Origin of the sequence: Bacillus sp. hwrm1, from assembly GCF_040207805.1 — a bacterium.
In the GTDB taxonomy this organism is placed as follows: domain Bacteria; phylum Bacillota; class Bacilli; order Bacillales; family Bacillaceae; genus Bacillus; species Bacillus velezensis.
In genome coordinates this window covers 1432614-1450811 of the sequence record NZ_CP157943.1, presented here as the reverse complement: position 1 = coordinate 1450811, position 18198 = coordinate 1432614, and the positions used below count along the sequence as shown (strand labels likewise).

The 18198-nt window shown below is 45.2% G+C and carries 20 protein-coding genes; 7 read left to right on the top strand and 13 right to left on the bottom strand.

Annotation, left to right across the window (positions count from 1 at the left end; all coding sequences use genetic code 11):
* Positions 1 to 26 precede the first annotated feature (26 nt).
* The 5 genes from ABK447_RS07515 to ABK447_RS07495 all read right to left on the bottom strand — a co-directional run bounded on the left by ABK447_RS07515 (position 27) and on the right by ABK447_RS07495 (position 5997).
* Positions 27 to 929 (bottom strand): phosphate ABC transporter substrate-binding protein, encoded by a 903-nt coding sequence (locus tag ABK447_RS07515; RefSeq protein ID WP_007408304.1) that lies wholly within the window; start codon positions 927 to 929, stop codon positions 27 to 29.
* A gap of 156 nt (positions 930 to 1085) precedes the next feature.
* Positions 1086 to 3233, bottom strand: a complete 2148-nt coding sequence (gene pbpA, locus ABK447_RS07510; protein WP_099320057.1) for a penicillin-binding protein 2A — start codon at positions 3231 to 3233, stop codon at positions 1086 to 1088.
* A 101-nt stretch (positions 3234 to 3334) separates the two neighbouring features.
* Positions 3335 to 4624, bottom strand: a complete 1290-nt coding sequence (locus ABK447_RS07505) for an MFS transporter (RefSeq protein ID WP_007612614.1) — start codon at positions 4622 to 4624, stop codon at positions 3335 to 3337.
* Between the two features lie 119 nt (positions 4625 to 4743).
* Positions 4744 to 5349 carry a superoxide dismutase SodA gene (sodA, locus tag ABK447_RS07500; protein WP_003153025.1) on the bottom strand — a complete coding sequence of 202 codons (606 nt, stop codon included), beginning with the start codon at positions 5347 to 5349 and terminating at the stop codon, positions 4744 to 4746.
* A 165-nt stretch (positions 5350 to 5514) separates the two neighbouring features.
* Positions 5515 to 5997, bottom strand: coding sequence for a DUF456 domain-containing protein (locus ABK447_RS07495; RefSeq protein WP_007408301.1), 483 nt, complete (start codon positions 5995 to 5997; stop codon positions 5515 to 5517).
* A 158-nt stretch (positions 5998 to 6155) separates the two neighbouring features.
* Here ABK447_RS07495 and ABK447_RS07490 point away from each other — a divergent pair, with 158 nt between their 5' ends.
* The 3 genes from ABK447_RS07490 to ispG all read left to right on the top strand — a co-directional run bounded on the left by ABK447_RS07490 (position 6156) and on the right by ispG (position 8565).
* The gene (locus tag ABK447_RS07490; protein ID WP_014418394.1) at positions 6156 to 6920 is read left to right on the top strand and encodes a DUF1189 domain-containing protein; all 765 of its coding nucleotides are present in this window, start codon (positions 6156 to 6158) and stop codon (positions 6918 to 6920) included.
* 91 nt (positions 6921 to 7011) lie between these two features.
* Positions 7012 to 7314, top strand: a complete 303-nt coding sequence (locus tag ABK447_RS07485) for a LysM domain-containing protein (protein WP_007408299.1) — start codon at positions 7012 to 7014, stop codon at positions 7312 to 7314.
* A 132-nt stretch (positions 7315 to 7446) separates the two neighbouring features.
* Positions 7447 to 8565, top strand: a complete 1119-nt coding sequence (gene ispG / locus ABK447_RS07480) for a flavodoxin-dependent (E)-4-hydroxy-3-methylbut-2-enyl-diphosphate synthase (protein ID WP_169510269.1) — start codon at positions 7447 to 7449, stop codon at positions 8563 to 8565.
* 33 nt (positions 8566 to 8598) lie between these two features.
* On the opposite strand, the gene ABK447_RS07475 is transcribed toward ispG, so the two are convergent.
* The gene (locus tag ABK447_RS07475; RefSeq protein WP_087920773.1) at positions 8599 to 8976 is read right to left on the bottom strand and encodes a DUF308 domain-containing protein; all 378 of its coding nucleotides are present in this window, start codon (positions 8974 to 8976) and stop codon (positions 8599 to 8601) included.
* A 133-nt stretch (positions 8977 to 9109) separates the two neighbouring features.
* On the opposite strand from ABK447_RS07475, the gene ABK447_RS07470 reads away from it, so the two are divergent.
* Entirely contained in the window at positions 9110 to 9691 is a 582-nt protein-coding gene (locus tag ABK447_RS07470; RefSeq protein WP_007408297.1) for a nucleotidase, read from the top strand.
* A gap of 30 nt (positions 9692 to 9721) precedes the next feature.
* Here ABK447_RS07470 and ABK447_RS07465 read toward each other — a convergent pair whose 3' ends face one another.
* Entirely contained in the window at positions 9722 to 10132 is a 411-nt protein-coding gene (locus ABK447_RS07465; RefSeq protein WP_003153018.1) for a Fur family transcriptional regulator, read from the bottom strand.
* Between the two features lie 123 nt (positions 10133 to 10255).
* Positions 10256 to 11137, bottom strand: coding sequence for a YitT family protein (locus ABK447_RS07460; RefSeq protein WP_007408296.1), 882 nt, complete (start codon positions 11135 to 11137; stop codon positions 10256 to 10258).
* A 118-nt stretch (positions 11138 to 11255) separates the two neighbouring features.
* Here ABK447_RS07460 and ABK447_RS07455 point away from each other — a divergent pair, with 118 nt between their 5' ends.
* On the top strand, positions 11256 to 11510 hold the full coding sequence (locus ABK447_RS07455; protein ID WP_003153013.1) for a DUF2624 domain-containing protein: 255 nt from the start codon (positions 11256 to 11258) through the stop codon (positions 11508 to 11510).
* Positions 11511 to 11542: 32 nt separating this feature from the next.
* On the opposite strand, the gene ABK447_RS07450 is transcribed toward ABK447_RS07455, so the two are convergent.
* Together ABK447_RS07450 and ABK447_RS07445 are read right to left on the bottom strand one after the other, a co-directional pair.
* Entirely contained in the window at positions 11543 to 12436 is an 894-nt protein-coding gene (locus tag ABK447_RS07450) for a deoxyribonuclease IV (protein ID WP_012118004.1), read from the bottom strand.
* Positions 12437 to 12447: 11 nt separating this feature from the next.
* Positions 12448 to 13764, bottom strand: coding sequence for a DEAD/DEAH box helicase (locus ABK447_RS07445; protein ID WP_015240227.1), 1317 nt, complete (start codon positions 13762 to 13764; stop codon positions 12448 to 12450).
* A 165-nt stretch (positions 13765 to 13929) separates the two neighbouring features.
* Between ABK447_RS07445 and vrrA the strand changes: the two genes are divergently transcribed.
* Positions 13930 to 14634, top strand: coding sequence for a VrrA/YqfQ family protein (gene vrrA, locus ABK447_RS07440; RefSeq protein ID WP_043021624.1), 705 nt, complete (start codon positions 13930 to 13932; stop codon positions 14632 to 14634).
* A gap of 122 nt (positions 14635 to 14756) precedes the next feature.
* Complete coding sequence (locus ABK447_RS07435; protein WP_012118007.1) at positions 14757 to 15701, top strand: 4-hydroxy-3-methylbut-2-enyl diphosphate reductase; 945 nt, start codon at positions 14757 to 14759, stop codon at positions 15699 to 15701.
* Between the two features lie 20 nt (positions 15702 to 15721).
* Here the strand turns inward: ABK447_RS07435 and ABK447_RS07430 are convergent, their stop codons facing one another.
* From ABK447_RS07430 to cccA, 3 genes are all read right to left on the bottom strand, one after another.
* A complete protein-coding gene (locus tag ABK447_RS07430; protein WP_007408292.1) occupies positions 15722 to 16843 on the bottom strand; it encodes a Nif3-like dinuclear metal center hexameric protein in 1122 nt (373 codons plus the stop codon).
* A complete protein-coding gene (locus ABK447_RS07425; protein WP_094031927.1) occupies positions 16836 to 17540 on the bottom strand; it encodes a tRNA (adenine(22)-N(1))-methyltransferase TrmK in 705 nt (234 codons plus the stop codon). The genes ABK447_RS07430 and ABK447_RS07425 overlap by 8 nt, the downstream gene beginning before the upstream one ends.
* Positions 17541 to 17665: 125 nt before the next feature.
* The gene (gene cccA / locus ABK447_RS07420) at positions 17666 to 18028 is read right to left on the bottom strand and encodes a cytochrome c550 (RefSeq protein ID WP_003152999.1); all 363 of its coding nucleotides are present in this window, start codon (positions 18026 to 18028) and stop codon (positions 17666 to 17668) included.
* Between the last annotated feature and the right edge of the window lie 170 nt (positions 18029 to 18198).

Sequence of the window (18198 nt, the reverse complement as noted above, 5' to 3'; positions counted from 1 at the left end):
GAAGAGGCGGGGAGCCCGCCCTCCCCTCAGCTTTGCTTGCCGTTTGCGTCACGTGTGACTTTCATATCAGAGATCGGGATGTAGCCCTGATCTTTTACGATACTTTTCTGTACTTCATCGCTGTTCATATAGTCAAGAAACGTTTTTGTAAGGCCTGACGCTTCACCTTTCGTATAAGAGTGCTCGTAAGCCCAAATCGGATACTCGCCTGTGACGACGTTTTTCTCTTCCGGTTTGATGCCTCCGATCGATAAAGGCGTTACTTTGTCATCGTTTATATAAGAGAATGCCAGATAACCGATAGCTCCCGGCGTTTCCGCAATGATTTTTTTGACTGTATTGGAGGAATCCTCTGTAATGCCCTCAGCAGGATCTGCTCCGTCAAGCGCGTATTTGACGAACGTAGCGCGTGTTCCTGATGAATCAGGACGGTTCACGAGTGTAATTTTTTGATCTTTACCGCCAAGCTCTTTCCAGTTTTTAATTTTTCCTGTAAAGACGTCTGTCAGCTGTTTTTTGGTTATATCCTTTACGCCCGCACCGGGGTTGACCGCAGCCGCCATCGCCACTACCGCTACTCGGTGGTCTTTTAGGGCTTTTGCATCAATGCCTTCTTTTTCTTCAGCAAAGACATCTGAGTTGCCGATTTGCACTGCCCCTTCAGACACTTGCGAAAGACCTGTTCCTGAACCTCCCGCTTGCACCTGCACATCAGCATCCGGATGTTTTTCCATAAACTTTTCCGCCGCTGCCAGTACTAACGGCTGCATGGCTGATGAACCAGAAATGGTTAAAGAACCTGATGCTTTTTTATCCTCACTTGCAGATTGACTGTCTGTCTTGCCGCTTTCCTTTGCATTTCCGCATGCTGCAGCAACAATCATAACAGCAGCCATCAGAAGCATAAGCATCCATTTGTTTTTTTTCATTTCCTGAATTCCCCCTGCATTTAATGTGTAATTTGTCCTACAGGTCTAGAGTAAAGGGTTCTTGTAAAATGCGTATAAATCAAGTGTTAAGGTTTTGTAAATCCGGATGTTTTTTTGTATAAAAAAAAACGCTCACAAGTTGTGAGCGTTTTTCTGTTAGTGATTTGTATTGCCGTTTTCAGCGTCTTCCTGAATTTTATCTTCGTTTTTCTGCTTCGTATTATTATCTTCTTGTTTCTTTTTCAGCTCAAAGTATTTGTCCAGAGCTGCTCTTCCTATATCATTCGTAATCGAATATCGATCGCTGTAATCAATATAGGCCCAAGGAACGACTACAGAAATAGCCACTTCCGGATTATCCGCAGGTGCATAAGCGACAAGAGTCGTATTATACGTTCCTTCACCCGTCTCTGATTTGTCCGGACCGTCATAGAAAGATTGCGCCGTACCCGTTTTACCGGCAGGACTGTATGTCGCCGTCGCAAAATCAGTTGCGGCTGTCCCTTTTGTCATGACACGTCTGAAACCTGCCTGCACTTCTTTAATATCTGCATTATTCATATCAATCTTGTTCAGTACTTGGGGCTGAACAGACTCTACAACGGCTCCGATTCCTTTTTTCGAATCAGGCTGCCTGACCTCTTTTACAAGCTGAGGCTTCAAACGATAGCCTCCATTGGCGATTGTAGATACATACTGCGCCATTTGCAGCGGTGTAAACGTATCATACTGTCCGATGGCAAAGTCTAACAGAAGACCGGAAATTCGCTGTGACCCTTGGTACCCGGTCGCTTCATTCGGGAGATCAATTCCCGTCTTAACTCCGAGTCCGAACTGATTGAAGTAGTATCTGAAAGTATCGAATGCCTTCATATCAAGCGGCAGGGACTGGCCTTTTTTGTATTCCCCTTTACCGACGGCAATCGCCGTTTTGAACATGAACACGTTTGACGATTCCTGAAGCGCTTTTTGGATATCTACGGGACCTAAATTCGTCCATGATTTTTTCGGGTTTTTGCTTCCCTTGAAATACATAGGTTCATCCTGGAAAACGGTGTTCAAATTAATCGCGCCCGTCTGCAGTCCGGTCAACACCGTCGCTCCTTTGACCGCCGATCCCATTGCGTAGGAGGAAGTCATTGCGCCGAGGGCATAATCATTAATTTTGTACTTTCCATGGTCATTCGTAATCTGTTTGCCGGCCATCGTCAGCACTTCTCCGTTTTTCGGGTTCATCATGACGACGAAGGCCCGATCAAGAAGCTTCGTGCTCGGTCTCGCTTTTGCCGATCTTAAATTTTTCTCAATGATTTTTTCAACGGATTTCTGCAGGTCCATATCAATGGATAAAACAAGGTCTTTGCCGGCCTGTCCTTTTGAAATCACTTTGCTGCCCGTGACATTTCCGGATGAGTCGGTTAAGTTCTGCACTTTCTCTTTTTGACCCTGCAGCAGGCTTTCATATTGATATTCTAAATAGCTTTTTCCGACCCTGTCATTCCGGCTGTAGCCGAGTGACAGATAGTGATCCAGCAGGTTGGACGGAAGACCTTCGTTCGAACTGGATACACTGCCGAGCAATGTCCGGATCAGGCTTTTATAAGGATAAGACCGTTCCCAGTCAGACGTCACGTCAACTCCCGGCAGTTCATCTAAATGTTCGCTGACGACGGCCATTTCTTTTGCCGACACCCCTTCATTTTTGATGTATTGAGGCGTCAGGGAGTAGCCTGAATCCATCTGCCTTTTGATCGCAAGGATCTGCATGTCTTTTGAAGTGAGCTCATTCAGCTGTTTGTCTGTGATGCGTTTCAGCTGAAGCTGATATAAATCATCGTCAGACAGTTTTTTGTCTTCAGCTTTTTGCTTTTCTTCGGCCGTAATCAGTTTTTTCGCTTCACCAGGCCTCGTTAACATCCAATAGTCTTTTTTATCCCGCTCAGTCACCTTTTTGGTGCTTACCTTAATCATACCCGACAGTTTTTTTGCGATTTTCAAACGCTGCGCCTGGGTGGTTGAGGCTGAACGTGTATATGTAATCGCATTTAATGCTTTATTCGTTACGATGGGATTTAGGTTCCGGTCGTAAATTTTCCCTCTCGGAACCGCCGTGCTGACATCAGACTCCTCCTGCTTATTAGCGGCGTTTTTATAATCATCACCCTGAACGATCTGCTTGATGCCAAGCTCGACGATAATCCAAGTGAAAATAAGAAACGCGGCCAAAAACAAAAAATTAAGCCGGATCGGCAGTGATTTTTTCTTTTCTTTGTTTACAGCTATTTTCTTTTTATTTCTCCTCATGACATCACCTTTTCTTATTTACAGAAAGAAATGACACCTTCTGTTCAGGTGCCATTTTTCATTCTAAAGGTTTTTTCGATATTTTTCTACAGATAACCCTTTTATCTTTCTCCTTTTATAAAATTCGGTTCCGCCGCCTGTTTTTGTCGGTCTTCTTCTACTGTTTCATCCGAAGTTTCCGTATCCAGTTTGATGTCTTTTATAAAGTAATAAATCAGCGGATGCCCGGCTCCGAGCAGCACGAGCGCCGCCGGTATTCCCACTTTTTCCTTGAACAATGTAACGATGACAAGGAAACAAAGGATGGAAACGATCCGGCCCGCATTTAAAAATAACTCCCTGAGCACAATGTATTCAATTCTGGCTTTTCTGGCAAGCCGCGCCCGGCCTATCACATCATATGTAAGCGAGACATACGGCACGAGCAGAACTGGATAGCCGATCGCAATAAACACTCCGTACAAAAGGAGCGTCGTGAAGCTCATTTTAAAAATTATGAGAAACAGGGCGCCGTACAAGATCAATCCGCCGATAAGAATCGCCTTTTTCCGCGCTCTTTTTTTGATGAGCCTTGATGCAAAATAATAGGCAAAAAAAGAAACCGCGGAATTGACGAGACCGAATGTTCCGAGCGCCAGCTCACTGTTTGTCGCAATGAATACAAATACGCTGATTAAAAAAACAAAAATCCCTTCTCTCAAGCCTTGAAAAAAGTGCGCGTTGGTAATCCGGCGCCAATTCAGATTCGTGTGGCGCTCATCAAAAACTTTTTTCAGCATAAACCGGCCTTTCGACTCCCTCCGCTTCAGGAAAAAGCTCATGACCACGGCAAGGGCAAATAAGCCGAGCGACAGGCTGAAAATGATTGTATAACCCGTATTGTTTTCAAGTCTTGAAATGACATATCCGGCCACAATCGGACCGATCATACCCGCCGATGAAGACAAAATGCCTAAAAACCCGTTAAAAAAATCTCTCGTTTCCGGTTCCGTGATTTCGAAAGTCAGCACATTAAAAGCCAGCCAGTAAAAGCCGTATCCAACTCCGAGCACGGCCCCTATCAAAACGAGACGGGAAGCCGCAGTTTCTCCGGCAAGCAGCACACTTAAATAAAAAGCGGCCAAAAAGATAACGCCGAACCTTAGAATAAACACCCTGTCAATTTTTTTAGCCAGCCGGCCAGCCAGCAGAAAGGTAATCGGCTGCATCGTCACGACCGACAAATTGTATATGGCCAAATCAATAAATTTTCCCGACTGCTTCCACAAATACACGTTGACAAATGTATTTGACAGCGCGATGCCCAATGAGTAAAGGCCGCCAATCGTCAATAACAGCAGCAGCCCTTTATTTATTTCGATGTCGCCGATAATTTTTTTTATTTTGCTCATCATTGACTCCCCTTTACTACACATTAGTTTGTCTCACTCAAACTGAGATATGTAAAAGGAATCAAAGTCAATAAAAAAACAAGGCCTCCCGCGGGAGACCTTGTGATCATTCAACTCAATTATTTTGCTTCGCTGTAAAGACGGGCAACTTCATCCCAGTTCACAACATTCCAGAAAGCTGAAATGTAATCAGGACGGCGGTTTTGGTAGTTCAGGTAGTACGCGTGCTCCCAAACATCAAGGCCGAGAACAGGTGTTTTACCTTCTGAAAGCGGTGAATCTTGGTTTGGCGTGCTTGTAATTTCAAGTTTGCCGTTGTTTACAACGAGCCAAGCCCAGCCTGAACCGAAACGGCCTGCAGCTGCTGCCGCGAATTTTTCTTTAAATTGATCGAAGCTTCCGAACGTGCTTTTGATCTCTTCAGCAAGCTCACCAGTCGGTTCGCCTCCGCCGTTCGGAGATAAAAGAGTCCAGAATAAAGAGTGGTTTGCATGTCCGCCGCCATTGTTGCGGACTGCCGTGCGGATGTCCTCCGGCACTGCGTTCAAATCAGCAACAAGCTCATCTACAGATTTCTCTGCAAGCGCTGATCCTTCGATCGCTTTGTTGAGGTTTGTCACGTATGTGTTATGGTGCTTCGTATGGTGAATCGTCATCGTTTCCTTATCGATATGAGGTTCTAAAGCATCATAAGCGTAAGGCAATTCTGGAAGTTTGTAAGCCATAATTTTTTCCTCCTTTAAATATATGTACTGAAATGCCGCTTAACGCGAACTTTTCTAATCTCAATGTAACAAAAGAAAGCGTGGTAATCAATGAAAAAGCTCACAATCCGGCGATTCCAGCAGACATATTACACTTTATCCGTTCACGGCCGAAATTAAACCTTTCTAAAGCACCGTCCATAAGAAATACCCGATCATAAAGAGCTGAATGACGCCTTTTGCCGCCACGCTTGTTAAAAAGCCGATTAACGAGCCGAGCCCCACTTTTGCCGCAGACTTGATATCCTTTTGATGAACAAACACCTCAGCGCAGAGAGCACCGATAAACGGGCCTAATATAATGCCCGCCACGGGAATAACGAAGGGCCCGATCAATAATCCGATCGTGCTTCCCCAGATTGCCGCCCTGCTTCCTCCGTACCTTTTAACGCCAAGTAAATTTGACACATAGTCAGCTGCGAATAAAACGGCGGCAAATACCGCCTCAATGAGCCAAAACAGGTAAGAATAAGGACTGAAGGAAAACAAAAATCCGTAGAGAAGAAAACCGGCCACAATAAAAATAACGCTTGGAATCACCGGATATACAAGCCCGATAAAAGCAATGACGAAGACCGCAATGATCATCAGCCAATACAAAACACTCATAACAAAAACACCCTCCTTTGTTTTGCGGGCGATCACCGCTTCCCGCTTTATCTTATTATGTATGATTCCTTATCACCGCTTTAAATACTCTCACTTGTGTTCATCCCCTGTGAACGATACAATAAGCAACATATACCAGTTTAGGCTAGGAAGTGAAGATGTTGAACATATTTACGGCTTTATTGAAAAGTACATACTCTCCGGCAGATATTGCAAAAACACGGTTTCAGGGGATAGGAAAAGCGATCCTTTATGTATTTTTGCTGTCTGTCCTTTTTACGCTGCCAAGCGCTTATTACCTTTGCTCCGGCACCGTAAACTCAATGAACGGTTTCAAAACCGTGTTAAAGAAAGATTTCCCTGATTTCAGCATTTCAAACGGAGAATTGCAGACGAAAGCGTCCGCCTCTAAGGAAACGGAAGCGAACGGGTTCGTCATCGTGTTTGATCCGACAGATGCTTACGGCGCGAAACAAATAGCGGCCAAACAAAATGCGATCGGCATTTTGAAAAATAAAATGGTGCTTGCTGTAGACGGACAGGCGACAGAAATGAATTATTCGCTGATGCCTGCTGATATCACAAAAAAAGAAATCATATCAGCATTAAACCAAAATAAAACAATGATCGTCACCGTCCTGTCCGTTCTGCTGTTCATCATGACAGCGGCCGGAAAATTCATTGAAGTATCATTTCTCGCCGTCATCGGACTGATATTGAAAAATGCGCAAAGAAAGACATTGAATTACCAGCAGCTCTGGAAGCTTTCGGCTTATTCCATTACACTTTCGACCATATTCTTTACGATCATGCGCGCGCTTGTTATTACAGTGCCGAGTGAATTTTTAGTGAATTGGTTTGTAAACTTTATCATCCTTTTCCTCGTCTTAAAAGAGATACCGCCAAGAAAAACAGCTGTGTAACAAAGACTGCCCCCGGCGGTCTTCTTTTTTGTCATGAACAAAATGGGACAAGCATACAATGAAGTAAAAATGTATGCGGGAGGCGGTTGGAATGAAGCGGCTTACTTTTGTATTCGGCAGTTTATTTGTGATATTCATTATCTTTTACGATCTTAAAATCGGCACGATCCCTTCTCAAGACCTTCCAGCATACGCAGCGGCGGCACAGCCAGCCCGACAGGAATCTTCATACAGAACGGTTACGGTCAAAAAAGGCGATACGGTGATGTCGATAGTCGGCGCACATAAAGCGCCAGATGATATTGCGCAAGATTTTGAAGCGCTGAATCCGAATGTAAAAGCAAACGCAATTCAGGCAGGCACCGCTTATAAATTCCCCGTCTACCGCAATTAAACGTTAATTTCTTGTCAGTTCGGCAAATACACTGTTACAATATAACATGTAAATAGAAGTTGCCTGACATGTAAAAGGCTCAGCCTGCAAAAGCGGTAACTACAATTAAGGAGCGATTGACAAGTGAGTGAAATCACACATCGTACAAAAACGCGTCCCGTCAAAGTGGGACCTTTAACAATAGGCGGAAATAACGAAGTCGTCATTCAGAGTATGACGACGACCAAAACACACGACGTAGAAGCAACAGTTGCGGAAATCAACCGTTTAGCCGAAGCCGGCTGCCAAATTGTCCGGGTGGCATGTCCGGACGAACGCGCCGCTAACGCGATTGCCGACATCAAAAAACAAATTTCCATCCCTCTCGTTGTCGATATTCATTTTGACTACAAGCTTGCATTAAAAGCAATTGAGGGCGGGGCCGACAAAATCAGAATCAACCCGGGAAACATCGGCCGCCGCGAAAAAGTGGAAGCCGTCGTAAAAGCAGCGAAGGAAAAAGGAATTCCGATCCGGATCGGCGTAAACGCGGGTTCTTTGGAAAAACGCATTTTAGAAAAATACGGCTATCCGACTGCTGACGGGATGGTTGAGAGTGCGCTTCATCATATCAAAATCCTGGAAGACCTTGACTTTCACGACATCATCGTCAGCATGAAAGCGTCTGACGTCAATCTAGCCATAGAAGCATACGAAAAAGCATCAAAAGCATTTGATTATCCGCTCCACCTCGGAATTACAGAATCGGGCACGCTGTTTGCCGGAACGGTAAAAAGCGCGGCCGGACTCGGAGCGATTTTAAGCAAAGGAATCGGAAACACGCTCCGGATCTCTCTGAGCGCCGACCCGGTTGAAGAAGTAAAAGTAGCCAGAGAACTGCTGAAATCATTCGGTCTTGCTTCAAACGCGGCTACGCTTATTTCATGCCCGACATGCGGACGGATCGAAATTGATCTCATCAGCATCGCAAATGAAGTGGAAGAATACATTTCTAAAGTCAAAGCGCCGATTAAAGTAGCCGTTCTCGGATGTGCCGTTAACGGACCGGGCGAAGCAAGAGAAGCTGATATCGGGATTGCCGGCGCGCGCGGCGAAGGACTTCTTTTCCGCAAAGGCCAAATCGTCCGCAAAGTCCCTGAAGAAACCATGGTCGAAGAGCTGAAAAAAGAAATCGACAAGCTGGCAGAAGAACACTACGCAAAGCTTGAAGCGGAAAAAGCAAAAGCAGAACAAGAAACACAAAAAGCTTGACGGATATTCCGCCAAGCTTTTTTTTGCGTTGTGTTAAAAAAACGGTGTAATGAAGATGCCGAGGACAAGGGAAACAATACCGATTCCCATCGCCCATCCGCCTAAAGCGCCTGCTCCTCTTCTTCTGGCGATATAGCCGACGATAATGCCGCATGCCCCTAATAAAACAGGGAGCACAAACAGGGAAATGATAGAAATAGCCAATGCTGCATACCCTATCCCCCGGCCTTCACTTACTCCGTCCCGGTTATCATCACGGTCTGCTGCCCGGTCAGAAGCACGATATGGCTCTGAAATTTCGGCCGCTGTTTCTTCTGAATAAACATCACGCGTGATATCGGTTCCTTCCGATCCATGATCCACATAGTAGTCGTTGCCTTTTCGATTTTCGTAATCGTATGCCACCTTCAATTCCCCCTTTTTCTTTTATGAAAGGAGCTTTTTTAGTTTCCGCGTTTTTTACGGATTCATGTTTGCTAAACTTTTCTGGTATTGTTAATTGTTTATGTTACACTTGAAGGGATGAATTTATAGGAGTGTGGACATGTTACGGTTAGGTATAGATATTGACGGCACAGTTACGGCACAGGATACATTTGTCCCTTATTTAAACCGCTCATTTCATCTTTCCATTACCTTGGATGATATGACTGATTATGATCTGACGAAGCTTTTGAACATTACAGACGAGGAATTTTGGGAATGGATGAACGTTCATGAAGCAGCCATATATAAAGAAGCGAAGCTCGCGGAATTTGCCAAGCAGGCACTGGACGGACTGAAAGAAGAGCACCGTCTGATCTACATTACGGCAAGACGCGGCCACTTAGAAGATGTTACGCTGGACTGGTTTGCAAACCGGGACATTCATTACGATCACATTGAGCTTGTCGGAGGCCATCACAAAGTGGAAGCCGTCAAAAAACACGGCATTGATTTATTTTTCGAAGATCACCACGGCAATGCGACAATGATCGCAAAAGAAGCAGGCATTCCGGTTATCCTTTTTAACTCCCCATATAATCAGCTCCCCATCGATTCCAATATTATCAGGGTGCAGAATTGGCTTGAAGCCGTCGCCTGGATTAATAAAAACAAACATAGCTTTCAGCATGTCAAAAGCTGAAAAAAACCTCCTGTATAAGCAGGAGGTTTTTTATCGGCACGCCGGACAGGTGCCGTAAATTTCAAACTTATGGCCGCTGATTTCATACCCTTCCAAATCATCGTGCAGCTTATCCATCGGACAGGACTCAATTTCCTTCGTTTTCCCGCAGGTTAAACAGATAAAATGGTGATGATGATGGGTATAAGAGCATGTAAAACGGAACAGTTTTTCTCCGGAAAGCTCCGTCGTTTCCAAAATGCCGAGTTCTTCATATAACGAAAGATTTCTGTATATGGTATCAAAGCTCAGACCCGGATAGTCGTCATTTAATGCGGCAAGCACGTTTTTGGCGGTCAGATATTTATCAGAATCAGCAAAAAGCTGCAGCATGTCTTCTCGCTTACTCGTATATTTATACCCTTTTTCTTTCAGCAGGTTCAACGCTTCTTGTACGTTCATGAGGACCTCCCCTTTACAACACGGTATCGCTCCAAAAAGAAAATGGCAGCTGTCTGAACAGCAGGCCATTTTCTTATGATGTATCAAATTATACCTATAAAATGATGAAAAGTAAATGAAAGCCTAGTGAATCGCGGTTTTGAACTTACCGCCCCTCGTTTCATGGGTATTCATGATCGTAATAAAGGCGTTTTTATCAATTTCAAACACAATGGATTTCAATTTAGTCACTTCAAGCCTTGTCACGACCGCGTAAATGACTTCTTTGGTTTCATCCGTATATCCGCCTTTACCCTGAAGTTTGGTGGTTCCCCGCCCAAGCCGGTGCAATATAGCATCTGAGATCTCAGCATATTGCTCTGCAACAATAATGACCGCTTTTGTTTCATCAAGCCCCTGGATGACGGCGTCAATCGTTTTCATGGCAATATAATAAGTCATGAAAGAATACATTGCCTGCTCCGGACCGAACACAAAACCGGCCCAAATGAAAATAAACACATTGATGAGCATAACGAATTCCCCGACTGAAAAGGGCAGCTTTTTCGTGAGAAGGATACCGAGGATTTCAGTACCGTCCATCGAGCCTCCGTTTCGGATGACAAGGCCTACCCCGAAACCGAGCAAAAGCCCCCCGAATACCGTCGCCAAAATAGGCTGGGTCGTAATGGCCTCCACATGGTGCAATGAGGATTCAATCAGCGCTAAACCGACGATTCCGATAACAGTAGAGATGAGAAATGTTTTTCCGATATATTTATATCCGAAAATCATAAATGGAATGTTGAGTAACACAACGAATAAGGCAAAATTGAGGAGGGGATTGGACATAAAGAGGTGGTCTAAAATTAATGAAACACCGATAATGCCTCCGTCGATAAAATTATTAGGGACCAGAAACAATTCAATACTTACGGCGGCTGAACCCGCCCCGATCAGAATCATAATGACCCTGAAGATAAAGTGTAAAAATGATTCTCTTTTATGCTGTTTATTTGGGGTCATAAAATCTCCTTTCCTATAATAACTATTTTAAACAGTAAGCAACTTTATTTTACCATTAAAAGCTGTAACATTTTAATGATCTGCTCAATACATTATGTCTAAAGAGGTGAAAGTATCGATGATTTTAATACAAAGAATTATTTTGCAGCGGCTCAATCAAGTCACTGCGGACGATCTGCTGAAATATTCCAAGCAATACGGGATCAGCATTACAAGAAGTCAAGCGGCTGAGGTAGCGGCTCTGATGCACGGAAAAAACATCAATATTTTTGATGAACAGGAGCGGCTGCGCCTGCTGAAAAAAGTGGAAACGATAACCTCAAAAGAAACGGCGCGGAAAGTTGACGAACTTTTCAATCAATTCTCAGGGTAAGAAAGGAGGGACACCCGCCCCTCCTTTCTTTCTTATTGAGCTGATATTTTTTCAAGAAGCTCCTTATCAAACTGTTTTTCTTTCAGCATTTCGATTTCAAAACGGTACGGCGGCTTCTTATTTTTCTTGTCTTCGCCTACATACGGTGTTTCGAGGATTTTCGGAATATCGGCAAGCTGCTCGTGATGAACGATGTACTGCAGAGCGTCAAAACCGATCTCTCCGAACCCGATATTTTCATGGCGGTCTTTCCGGGCGCCTTTAATATTTTTACTGTCGTTCACATGAAGGACTTTTATCCGATCGATGCCGACGATTTTATCAAACTCGTTAAGAACACCGTCAAAATCATTAGCGACATCATACCCGGCGTCATGGGTGTGGCAAGTGTCAAAGCAGACGGATAGATGTTCATTATGCGTGACTCCCGCAATGATCTCGGCCAGCTCTTCAAAGCTTCTCCCGCATTCTGATCCTTTGCCCGCCATTGTCTCCAGCGCAATCTGCACGTTTTGCCCGGGAACAATCACTTCGTTTAAACCTTCAATGATTTTTTTGATGCCCGTTTCAGCTCCGGCTCCGACATGCGCCCCTGGATGAAGCACGATCTGTCTCGCGCCGATCGCTGCCGTTCTTTCAATTTCAGAACGCAGAAAATCAACGCCCAGCTCAAATGTTGCCGGATTTGTCGTATTTCCGATGTTAATGATGTACGGCGCATGCACGACAATCTCGTCGATACCGTTTTCCTTCATATGGGCGCGGCCCGCTTCAATATTCAAGTCTTCAATTTTTTTGCGGCGCGTGTTTTGGGGAGCGCCCGTATAGATCATAAATGTATTCGCCCCGTACGAAACAGCTTCCTTGCTTGCGGCAAGGAGCATATGTTTTCCGCTCATTGAGACGTGTGAACCTATTTTCAGCAACCCGATTCCCCCTACTTTCCTCTGTTAGATTGGTTTCTTCTCTGCTTCTTTTTAATTTTTTCCATTTCGTAGCTCATTTTCTTTTTATAGCCCGGCTTTACTTTTTTCGGCTTTTTTACGAGGCGTTTCGCAATTTGGTCAGCCTCATTTGCCGTCTTTTTGCGATTTTTACGGCGGTGGCGGTCATCGCCTTTCTTCCATTCCCCGTTTACAAGCTCCGCATAGTCAAACACAATGCCCATCTTTTCAAGTCTTGCGAGCGCATCTTCGTCAGAAAGCTCATAAATGGTCAGTGCTTGGCCTGATGAACCGGCGCGTGCAGTTCTTCCGACACGGTGAACATAAAAATCCAAATCGTCCGGAAGCTCGTAGTTGATGACGTGGCTTACGCCTTTAATGTCAATTCCTCTAGCCGCAAGGTCTGTCGCAATGACATAAGTGAATTCCAGATCATTAATCTGCTTCATTACCTTTTTGCGCTCACGCGGCGTTAATCCCCCGTGCAGAAGACCGACCCTCATTCCTTTTTCAGTCAGGTATTTCGCAATATGGTCAGCCGTGTTTTTCGTATTTGCAAACACAATGCCCAGATAAGGATTCAGATGAGACATCATATCAAAAAGCAGTTTGTCTTTATCACGCTGTTTAGAAGGAACCAACACATGTTCAATCTTTTCGGCTGTGATTCTTTTCGGCTCAACATGCGCGTACTTCGGATTTTCCATATACTTTTTCAAAAACGGCTTCAGCTTTTCCGGAATCGTAGCTGAGAACACAAGCATCTGCAGTTCTTCCGGCATACGCGATCCGATATAATCAACGTCTTCTAAAAAGCCCATATCAAGCATCAGATCAGCTTCGTCAATGACGAGAGACTGCGCTTTATAGACGTTCAATGCCTGCGCCTTAATCAGATCCGCGATCCGGCCCGGCGTTCCGACGACGAGATGAGGCTGTGTTTTCAGCTTATCAATTGATTTTTGCTTGTCCGTCCCGCCGATGAAGCATTTTGTCCGGATCGGCTCATCTTCCGCACCCTGTGTGATTTTGAGCGCTTCCTGATGAATCTGATTGGCAAGCTCTCTCGTCGGCGCCGTGATAACGGCCTGTACCGTATCAGAACCCGGATCAATCCGATTCAAAATTGGCAATAAATAGGCGTGGGTTTTCCCCGTCCCCGTCTGGGACTGCCCGATCACGCTTTCGTTTTTCAGTACGGCAGGTATCAGACGCTTTTGAATATCTGTCGGTTCATAAAAACCAAGGCGGTGAACTGCATCTATAATAAACGGTTTTAAGTTGTATCCATCAAATTTAGTTTCTTTCATTTTTCCCAGCTCCTTAAAGCGGCACATTCTGTGTCCATCATCACATTATAACCGATTTTACTTAAAAACACCATGTCTTGGGGGAATCCTGTTTTCGAGACAGAAAAGCAAATGCCCCCTCCGATGCATATTGTAATAGCAGAGAGACAGAAAGGAGGTACAAGTATGTTTCCACAGCAGCCGATGAGAAATATGGCGCAGCAGGGACGGCCGTTTATGAATCCGCGTATGATGATGGGAGGAAGACCGTCATTGCCGGGACGGCAGCTAATGCAGCAGGGACGGCAGCTTTTCCCTCAGCAGCAGATTGCCGGAGCGGGCCTGAGAAACGCAGGCACGGGCGGCGGAGGGGGCTTAAAAGGGATGCTTTCCCGTTTTTTACCCGGTTCAGGAGGAGGAAGCGCTGCCGCGTCGGCACCGGCGGCGGCCAGCGGAGGAGCAGGTGCAGGACTGCAGGGAATACAGAACCTGGCAAGTCCGGCATCCCTGTCGAGCATGCTCGGCAACGTTCAGAAGGTGCTCGGCGTGGCGCAGCAGGTTACGCCGATGATTCAGCAGTACGGTCCTTTAGTACGGAGTCTGCCCGCCATGATGAAGCTTTACAGCCAATTAAGCAGCAGTGATGACGAGAATGAATCTGACGAGACGAAAGAAACAGACGAACAGAACAAAAAGGATGAAGCTGAAAAAACAGATGAAACAGATGAAACAGAAGATGAAAACAAATCAGACGCCTCATCCAAAACATCAAAGAAGACGTCTGAAAAAGCATCCGCTTCAAAAGAAAAAGACGCCGCACAGGCAGACTCAGCGGAACAGCCGCGTCCAAAAAGAACATCGGGCAGATCAAAGCCGAAATTATATATTTAACATTCTTTGATATCTCACGAAAGATTAGCTATAATGAGATCAGAAGAATGCAAGATTTGAGCCGTTTAACTACGGCTTTTTATATTGCCTCTACACTCACTTTTGATAGGAGGACATCTACATTGGACGTTATCAAAATATCGCCGCGCGGCTACTGTTACGGCGTTGTTGATGCCATGGTCATAGCCAAAAACGCGTCACTCGATAAAACACTGCCAAGACCTATATATATACTGGGAATGATTGTTCATAATAAGCATGTCACAGATGCGTTTGAGGAAGACGGCATTTACACGCTTGACGGCACAAACCGTCTGGAGATTTTAAAGCAGGTGGAAAAAGGAACCGTTATTTTCACGGCTCACGGGGTATCTCCGGAAGTAAGAAAAGCCGCTGAGGAAAAAGGGCTTGTTACGATTGACGCCACATGCCCGGACGTCACGAAAACACATGACTTAATCCGAAAAGTAAAAGCTGAAGGTTATCACGTCATATACATCGGTAAAAAAGGCCACCCCGAGCCTGAAGGAGCCGTCGGCGTCGCTCCTGAAATCGTTCATCTCGTTGAAACAGAGGAAGACGTGAGAAATCTCGATATTCAGGCTGAGAAATTAATCGTTACAAACCAAACGACAATGTCCCAGTGGGACGTCCACGATATTATGGAATCAGTCAAAGAAAAGTACCCGTACGTGGAATACCATCAGGAAATCTGCCTGGCCACACAGGTTCGTCAAGAAGCTGTATCAGAGCAGGCAAAAAAAGCGGACTTAACCATTGTTGTCGGTGATCCGAAAAGCAATAACTCCAACAGACTGGCTCAAGTGTCAGAAGAAATCGCCGGAACAAAAGCCTACCGAATCGGAGACATCAGTGAACTGAAGCTCGAATGGCTGAAAGACGTCAATACCGTCGCCGTTACCGCAGGCGCATCAACACCGACACCGATTACAAAGGAAGTCATCCGCTTTTTAGAGCAGTTTGACCACAACGATGAATCGACATGGCAGCTTGAACACAGTGTGCCACTTAAAAAAATCCTTCCGAAAGTAAAAATAAAAAACTGAGGCCCGGGGCCTCAGTTTTTTTATAAGAAGGTAAATGGGTTTGTATCTGTTTCGGAAGCGAAAATGCGGACGTCATAGTTTTTCTCTCCGGCCATTGCCGTAAGCTTCTCAGCCGTGCCTTTTCTCATGATCTTTTCAGCATAATGCCCCGGGTCCACGACGTTTAACCCCATCATCATCGCATCATGCGCTACATGGAAATAAAGATCGCCCGTCACGTAAACATCTGCACCCTTCCGCTTTGCCTGATAAATATATTTATTTCCGTCACCGCCAAGAACCGCGACTTTTTTCACCTTGCTGTTTCGCTCTCCGACCATCCGGACTCCGTTAACGTCAAACTTTTCTTTCACAAACAGAGCAAACTCTTCAAGCGTCATGTCTTGCTGAAGTTTTCCGATGCGGCCGAGCCCTTTTTCAAGCGGAGACTGCTCCACTGGATAAATATCATATGCCACCTCTTCATACGGATGGCTTTTTTTCAGCGCTTTTACGACGGTTTTCTCCATACTTGCCGGAAAAACGGTCTCAAGTCTCACTTCATGGACGAGCTCCAGTTCTCCCGTCTGTCCGATAAACGGTTCTGCCCCGTCCAGCGGCTTAAAGCTGCCGATTCCTTCAGAGGAGAACGCGCAATGGCTGTAATTGCCGATATGTCCCGCTCCGGCGTTGCCAAGTGCGGTTCTTACAGCTTCTTCATAGTCTTTCGGAACATAGACGGCAAGCTTTTTCATCGGGTCCGAATATGTCGGGACAAGCACTTCTGTGTCTGTCAGGCCGAGAGCTTCGGCAAGCAGATCATTCACACCGCCGTCCGCCACATCAAGATTCGTATGAGCCGCATATACGGCAATATCATGCTTTATACATTTCTCAATCAGTCTTCCGCCAGGCTGATCAGTGGTGATCTGTTTAAGCGGCCGAAAAATCGGCGGATGGTGGGCGATAATTAAGTCAACTTTTTTCTCAATGGCTTCATCTACCGTTTGTTCCAGAACATCCAGTGTCACCATGACATTTTTCACCGGCTTATTCAATGTACCGATCTGCAGGCCGATTTTATCTCCTTCCACCGCAAAAGCCTTCGGTGAAAATTGTTCAAACAGCTGGATGATTTCCTGTCCGTTCACATGTTTAGGCATGTGCGATTACCTCCTTCAGCAGAGAAATCCGCTCTTTCAATTCAGCTAATTTTTCATGACTTTCATGCTTTGCGCTGCGGCTGATCTGTTCATAAATTTGTTCAGTATGCTTAAGTTCCTGGCTCCATTTCCGAAGAAACACTTCATTCCTCTCTTTTAATAAAAACGGACCCGCAAGCATTCCGGCAGCCATCGGCACGTCCCGATACGGCGCATCACGGTCGCCAGTTTCCGCAACGAGGATTTCATAACACTTTCCGTCTTCTTCGAGAATCACTTCATCAATCAGTTCATAGCCTTCCTGATACAGCCACTCTCTTATATGAACGGCATGAATATTCGGCTGCAGAATCAGCCGTTCACGCCCCGTCAATTTCGTTTTTCCGGAGTCCAAAATATGAGCGATCAGCGCTCCGCCCATACCAGCGATTGTAATGGCGCCGGCTTCTCCTTTTTCAAGAACGCTCAGCCCGTCACCTTTCCTTACGGAGATAAGAGTGCTTAAGTCCAGTTTTTCCACCTGCTGTTTGGCGGATAGAAACGGTCCGTCTGTAATTTCACCGGCGATTGCCCGGCTTGCCAAATGATTCAAAACGGCATAGCAAGGAAGATACGCGTGGTCCGACCCGATATCAGCAACCAGGGCACCCGGAGGGATATATTCCGCCACAGACTGCAATCTTTTAGATAACTTCATTTCATTCACAATATCACAACTTTTCTCAGGTTCTTTTTCCTTTACTATCATATAAAAAAACCGCCCGGAATCCAAGCGGCGGATAGAGTTTTTCATTTGTCTTTTATATAGGGACCGGTAAAGCTTTATTTAATGTCAGAAACCCATTTTGCCATGTCATCCAGCTTTTCGGCCGGCACAAGGCCTGCGGGCATCCCGTTGCCGCCTTTTTCAATTTTTGTTTTAATCTCAGCGACATCTTTTCTTTTGCCGACGCCTTTTAAGTTCGGCCCTGACACACCTTCATAGTTTTCCCCGTGACAGGTGATGCAGTTCGCTTTATAAATCTCTTCAGGTGAAGCGTTTGCAGTTTCCTTCTCGGCATTTTTGCTTTCACCGCCGCTTGCGATCTGATGCGCATCTCCATTGCCTTTTACAGCTAAAAAGAAAGTCAGCCCTATTCCCAGCACTGCAATGAGCAAAAAAGGAATCAGCGGATTCCACTTCATATCTCCATCCCCCTTTTTCATTCTCCCCCTATGTAAACACTTCTAATTCTAACTTATTTTTACAAAAAGTAAATGGTCTTGCTCAGCAATTTCATTGATTTCACAATTTATACAAAAAGCAAAAATAACTGTTTTGTTTATCACAAAATTATCTTTATTCTATTGTATAA